The sequence below is a fragment of the Kineococcus indalonis genome, from assembly GCF_009906395.1.
In the GTDB taxonomy this organism is placed as follows: Bacteria; Actinomycetota; Actinomycetes; order Actinomycetales; family Kineococcaceae; genus Kineococcus; species Kineococcus indalonis.
In genome coordinates, this window is record NZ_JAAALM010000353.1 from 1 (window position 1) to 4,327 (window position 4,327).

The 4,327-nt window shown below is 77.4% G+C and carries 7 protein-coding genes; 5 read left to right on the forward strand and 2 right to left on the reverse strand.

Annotation, left to right across the window (positions count from 1 at the left end):
• Positions 1–34 precede the first annotated feature (34 nt).
• The 5 genes from GTR00_RS15440 to GTR00_RS15460 all read left to right on the forward strand — a co-directional run bounded on the left by GTR00_RS15440 (position 35) and on the right by GTR00_RS15460 (position 2,116).
• Complete coding sequence (locus tag GTR00_RS15440; RefSeq protein ID WP_166612486.1) at positions 35–214, forward strand: DUF2273 domain-containing protein; 180 nt, start codon at positions 35–37, stop codon at positions 212–214.
• Entirely contained in the window at positions 207–647 is a 441-nt protein-coding gene (locus tag GTR00_RS15445) for an Asp23/Gls24 family envelope stress response protein (protein ID WP_166612487.1), read from the forward strand. Before GTR00_RS15440 ends, GTR00_RS15445 begins: the two co-directional genes overlap by 8 nt.
• Positions 644–1,255, forward strand: coding sequence for a DUF6286 domain-containing protein (locus GTR00_RS15450; protein ID WP_166612488.1), 612 nt, complete (start codon positions 644–646; stop codon positions 1,253–1,255). Before GTR00_RS15445 ends, GTR00_RS15450 begins: the two co-directional genes overlap by 4 nt.
• Positions 1,252–1,833 carry a hypothetical protein gene (locus GTR00_RS15455; protein WP_166612489.1) on the forward strand — a complete coding sequence of 194 codons (582 nt, stop codon included), beginning with the start codon at positions 1,252–1,254 and terminating at the stop codon, positions 1,831–1,833. Before GTR00_RS15450 ends, GTR00_RS15455 begins: the two co-directional genes overlap by 4 nt.
• A 64-nt stretch (positions 1,834–1,897) precedes the next feature.
• Positions 1,898–2,116 (forward strand): hypothetical protein, encoded by a 219-nt coding sequence (locus GTR00_RS15460; RefSeq protein WP_166612490.1) that lies wholly within the window; start codon positions 1,898–1,900, stop codon positions 2,114–2,116.
• Between the two features lie 45 nt (positions 2,117–2,161).
• Here the strand turns inward: GTR00_RS15460 and GTR00_RS15465 are convergent, their stop codons facing one another.
• Positions 2,162–3,229: a substrate-binding domain-containing protein gene (locus GTR00_RS15465; RefSeq protein WP_166612491.1), complete on the reverse strand. Its 1,068-nt coding sequence runs from the start codon at positions 3,227–3,229 to the stop codon at positions 2,162–2,164.
• A 61-nt stretch (positions 3,230–3,290) separates the two neighbouring features.
• Positions 3,291–4,327 (reverse strand): ABC transporter permease (locus tag GTR00_RS15470; RefSeq protein ID WP_205705913.1); only part of this gene is annotated, 1,037 nt, incomplete at its 5' end.

Sequence of the window (4,327 nt, forward strand, 5' to 3'; positions counted from 1 at the left end):
ACCCGTCCCCGCACCCCCCTCGAAGGAGGAAGACGTGTCCCCCTCGACCGTCGGCATCTTCGCCGGCCTCCTGCTCGCCCTGATCACGATCCAGGGCGGTTTCGACTGGCTGGTCCTGTCCCTGCTCTTCGCCGCCGTCGGCTACGTCGTCGGTGCGCACCTGCAGGGCAAGATCGACCTGGCCGCCCTGCTGCCCGGTCGTGGCCGTGGCTGAGGCGCGCCCCGCCGTGCGCGCACCGTCACCGGCCCCCAGCCCGCAGGCCGCCGCGGAGACGGGCGGGCGCGGGCACCTGCACGTCGCCGACCGCGCGGTGCAGCGCATCGCGCAGGCCGCCGCGCTGGAGGTCGAGGGCGTCGCCCCGCGCGGCACCCCCGCCCGCTCCACCACCGCGGCGATCACCGGCGCCATCGGCGGTGCGCTGGGGCGCGAGCACCCGCGCGTACGCTGCGAGGTCGCCGGTCACCGCGCCCGGGTGCACGTCGAGGTCGTCACCGTGTGGCCGTACGCGGCCGCCGAGGTCGCCGCCGCCGTGCGCGAGCACGTCGGCGAGCGGCTGCGGGTGCTGGCCGGCGTGCGCGCCGACGGCGTCCACGTCACCGTCGCCGAGGTGGCGCTGGCCACCACCCCCGGGAGGCGGGTGCGGTGAGCTGGAGCGACGACATCACCACCCCCACCGGCGCGAGCACCGGCACCAGCCTGAGCGCGGTGCGCCCGCCGATGCCGCCCGCCGCGCAGGCCACCGGCAGCGGGCGCATCGGCGTGGTCGGCCCGCTGCTGGCCGTGCTGCTGCTGGCGCTCGGCCTGCTGCTGGGCCGCGAGGCGCTCGTGGCCGCCGGCGCCCTGGGCGGCTCGGCGTGGCTGCCGGCCGCCGCCGGGGGCCTGGACGGCCTCTCCGCGGCGTGGTGGCTGGTCCCCGCCGGCCTGGCCGTGGCCCTGCTCGGGCTGTGGCTGGTCGTCAGCGCGCTGCGCCCGCGCTCGCGCAGGACCGTGCCGCTGGCCGCCGGCACAGGCGTGTTCGTGCACGTGCGCGACCTCGCCCGCCTGGCCTCGGGAGCGGCCCGCGAGGTCGACGGGGTGCTCTCGGCGTCCTCCAGCGCCACCCGCCGCGCGGTCACCGTGACCGTGCACGGCACCGGCGACGTGCGCGAGCAGGTCAGCGCCGCCGTCACCGGGGCCCTGGCCCCGCTGCGCACCCCGCCCCGGGTGAGCGTGCGCGTGCGCACCGGCGACGACGACGAGAGGAACGAGCCGTGAGCCGATCCGTGCTGGCCCTGGACCGCCTGGCGGCCCTCCTGCTCGGCCTGGTGCTGCTGGTCGTGGGCCTGGCCGCGGCGGCCTGGTACCCCGGCTGGCTGGCGCGCCCGTGGCCCGGCGTCCCGCAGCGGGTGCGCACCGGCGCGGCCGGCGACGTCCTCGCCGCCGCCTGGTGGCCGTGGGCCGCCGGGGGCGCCGGGGTGGTCCTGGTCCTGCTGGCGCTGTGGTGGCTGCTGGCGCACCTGCCCCGTCGCGGGGTCGGCGCGCTGGCGCTGCCCGGTTCCACCCGCGGCGCGCGCCTGCTCATCGAGCCCGACGGCGCCGCCGACACCGCCGCCGAGGTCCTGGCCCGGGCGCCGGGGGTGCGCTCGGCGAGCGCGCGGGTGCTGCACGAGCGCGGCCGCCTCGTCGTCGCCCTCAAGGCCACCGTGGAGCCCGACGCCGACCTGGCCGAGGTGGTCTCGGCCGCCGACGCCGTCACCGGCGACCTGGCGCACGTGCTGGGGCGCGCCGACGCCCGCGCCCGCGTGCGCCTGGAGGTCGCCCGCAGCGCCCGCCACCGGCCCCGCGCGCGCTGAGGCCGACCGGGTGAACGGGGGCCGGTGGCGGTAACGCGCGCCGCGCCCCCGCGATCGAGGGGGCGTGACGGACGAACGGCCCGCGCCGCGGGCGAGCACCCCCGCGGCCGGCTGCACCGACCCCGCCGGCGACCTCGGGCTGCTGCTGGCGGTCCTGGGGGTGGTGCTGGCCGTGGCCGGGCTGGTGGCCGCGCACGGCACCGCCGGGCTGGGCCTGCTGGCCGCCGTGCCCGGCCTGCTCGTCGGGCTCGCCGGGCACCGCCTGCTCACCACCGCCCCCTGAGCCGGCGCGGGGCGCCGGGTGGTGATCCCGCGCCCCGCGCGCCGCTCAGGAGTCGAAGGCGGTGGGCAGGTACTGCTCGACGTTCTCGGCGGTGACGACCGGGGCGTACAGCTGCACGGTGCGCGGCACCTCCACCTCCACGAGGTCGCCCAGCGCCTTGCCCTGCTCGACGAGGCGGGCCAGGCGCACGCCGTCGGCGGCCTGGGTGGAGGGGTAGACCACGGTCGCCTCCAGCACGGAGTCGCCAGCGCGGATCTCCTCCATGACGTTGCGCGAGCCGGCGCCGCCGACCATGAGGAACTCGTCGCGGCCGGCCTCCTCGATGGCCGCCATGACCCCGACGCCCTGGTCGTCGTCGTGGTTCCACAGCGCGTCGATGCGCGGGGCGGCCTGCAGCAGGTTCGCGGCGGCCGCCTGGCCGCCCTGGACGGTGAAGTCCGCCGCGACCCGGTTGGCCACCTCCAGCCCGCAGTCCTGCAGCGCGTCGGAGAAGCCGCGGCTGCGGTCCTGCGTCAGCGGCAGGGAGTCGATGCCGGCGATCTCGGCGACGACCGCGCCGGGGCGGTCCCCGAGCCGCTCGCACACGTAGGTGCCGGCGGACACGCCCATGCCGTAGTTGTCGCCCAGGACGGTGACCCGCGCGGCGGCCGGGCTGGAGAACTCCCGGTCGACGTTGACGACCGTGATGCCGGCCTCGGTGGCGCGGGTGGCGACCTCGGTGAGGGCGGCGCCGTCGTAGGGCAGCAGGACGATGGCGTCCACGTCCTCGTTGATGAACTGCTCGACCTGGCTGATCTGCAGGTTCACGTCGTTGGTGCCCTCGGCGACGCGCAGCTCGACGTCGTCGTACCTCTCGGCCTCCGCGCGCGCGGCGGAGGTGATGGCCCCCATCCAGCCGTGGTCGGCGGCGGGCGCGGAGAACCCGATGACGACCTGCTGGCCCGGCTCGTCGTTGGCGCCGCCGCCCGCACCGCCGGCGCCCTGCGCCGGGGGCGCGTCCTCCTCGGCCGGGGTGTTGGACGTGCAGCCGCTGAGCAGCAGCGCGCCGGCGGCCGCGGCGGCCAGCGCCGTGCTCCAGCGGTGGCGCGCGGTGGTGGGGACGGGAACGGGCACGGGGGTCCTCCTCGACGTCGGTGGCGAGCGGGTGCGGGGTCGCGGGCGGCCGGGCGTTCGGTCAGGTGCGGCGGGCGCGGGCGGCGAACTGCTGCTGCAGCAGGACGGCGACGACGATGATGACGCCCTTGGTGAGGGACTGCGCCGACGTGGACAGGTTGTTCTGCACGAACACGTTCGTCAGCGTGGAGAAGATGAGCACGCCCAGCACGGTGCCGGCGATGCTGCCGCGCCCGCCGGCGAGCAGGGTGCCGCCGACGACGACGGCGGCGATGGCGTCCAGCTCGTAGAGCATCCCGTGCGTGGAGGAGCCGGAACCGGTGCGCGCGAGCATCATCACCGCGGCGACGCCGGCGGTGAGCCCGGCGAGCACGTACAGGGCCGCGGTGTGCCGCTGCACGCGGATGCCGGCCAGGCGGGCGGCCTCGGGGTTGCCGCCCACGGCCACGGTGCGCCGCCCGAACGTGGTGCGGTTCAGCACGAACCAGCCGAGCAGGGCCACGACCGCGAAGATCCACACCGACACCGAGACGCCCAGGACGTCGGCGCGGAAGACGTCGAGGAACGCGTCGACCTCCACGATCTGCGTCTGCCGGTTGGCGATGATCTCGGCCAGGCCGCGGGCGGCGACCATCATCGCCAGCGTGGCGATGAACGCCACGACCCGGCCGTAGGCGATGAGCACGCCGTTGACGAGCCCGCACACGGCGCCGACCGCCAGCGCGGTGAACACCATCACGCCCCAGTGGGTGTCCTGCGCGATGGTCTGCGTGGCCACGGTGCTGGCCCAGATGGAGGCCAGGCCCAGGACGGAACCGATGGACAGGTCGATGCCGCCGCCGGTGATGACGAACGTCATGCCGATGCTGAGCACGCCGTAGACCGCCGCCAGGCGCAGGATCGTCATGACGTTGTCCACGCTGGCGAACCTCTCGCCCGCGGTGGCCACGCCCACCGCGCACAGCACGGCCAGCGCCAGCACCAGGCCCACGGTGCGGGTGGCCCCGCCCAGCGGCGCGCCCGGCCTGCGGGCGGAGCGGGCCGGACCCCCGCCCGGGGCGGCCGGGCGGCCGGGGCCGGTGGTGGCGCCGGCGGGGG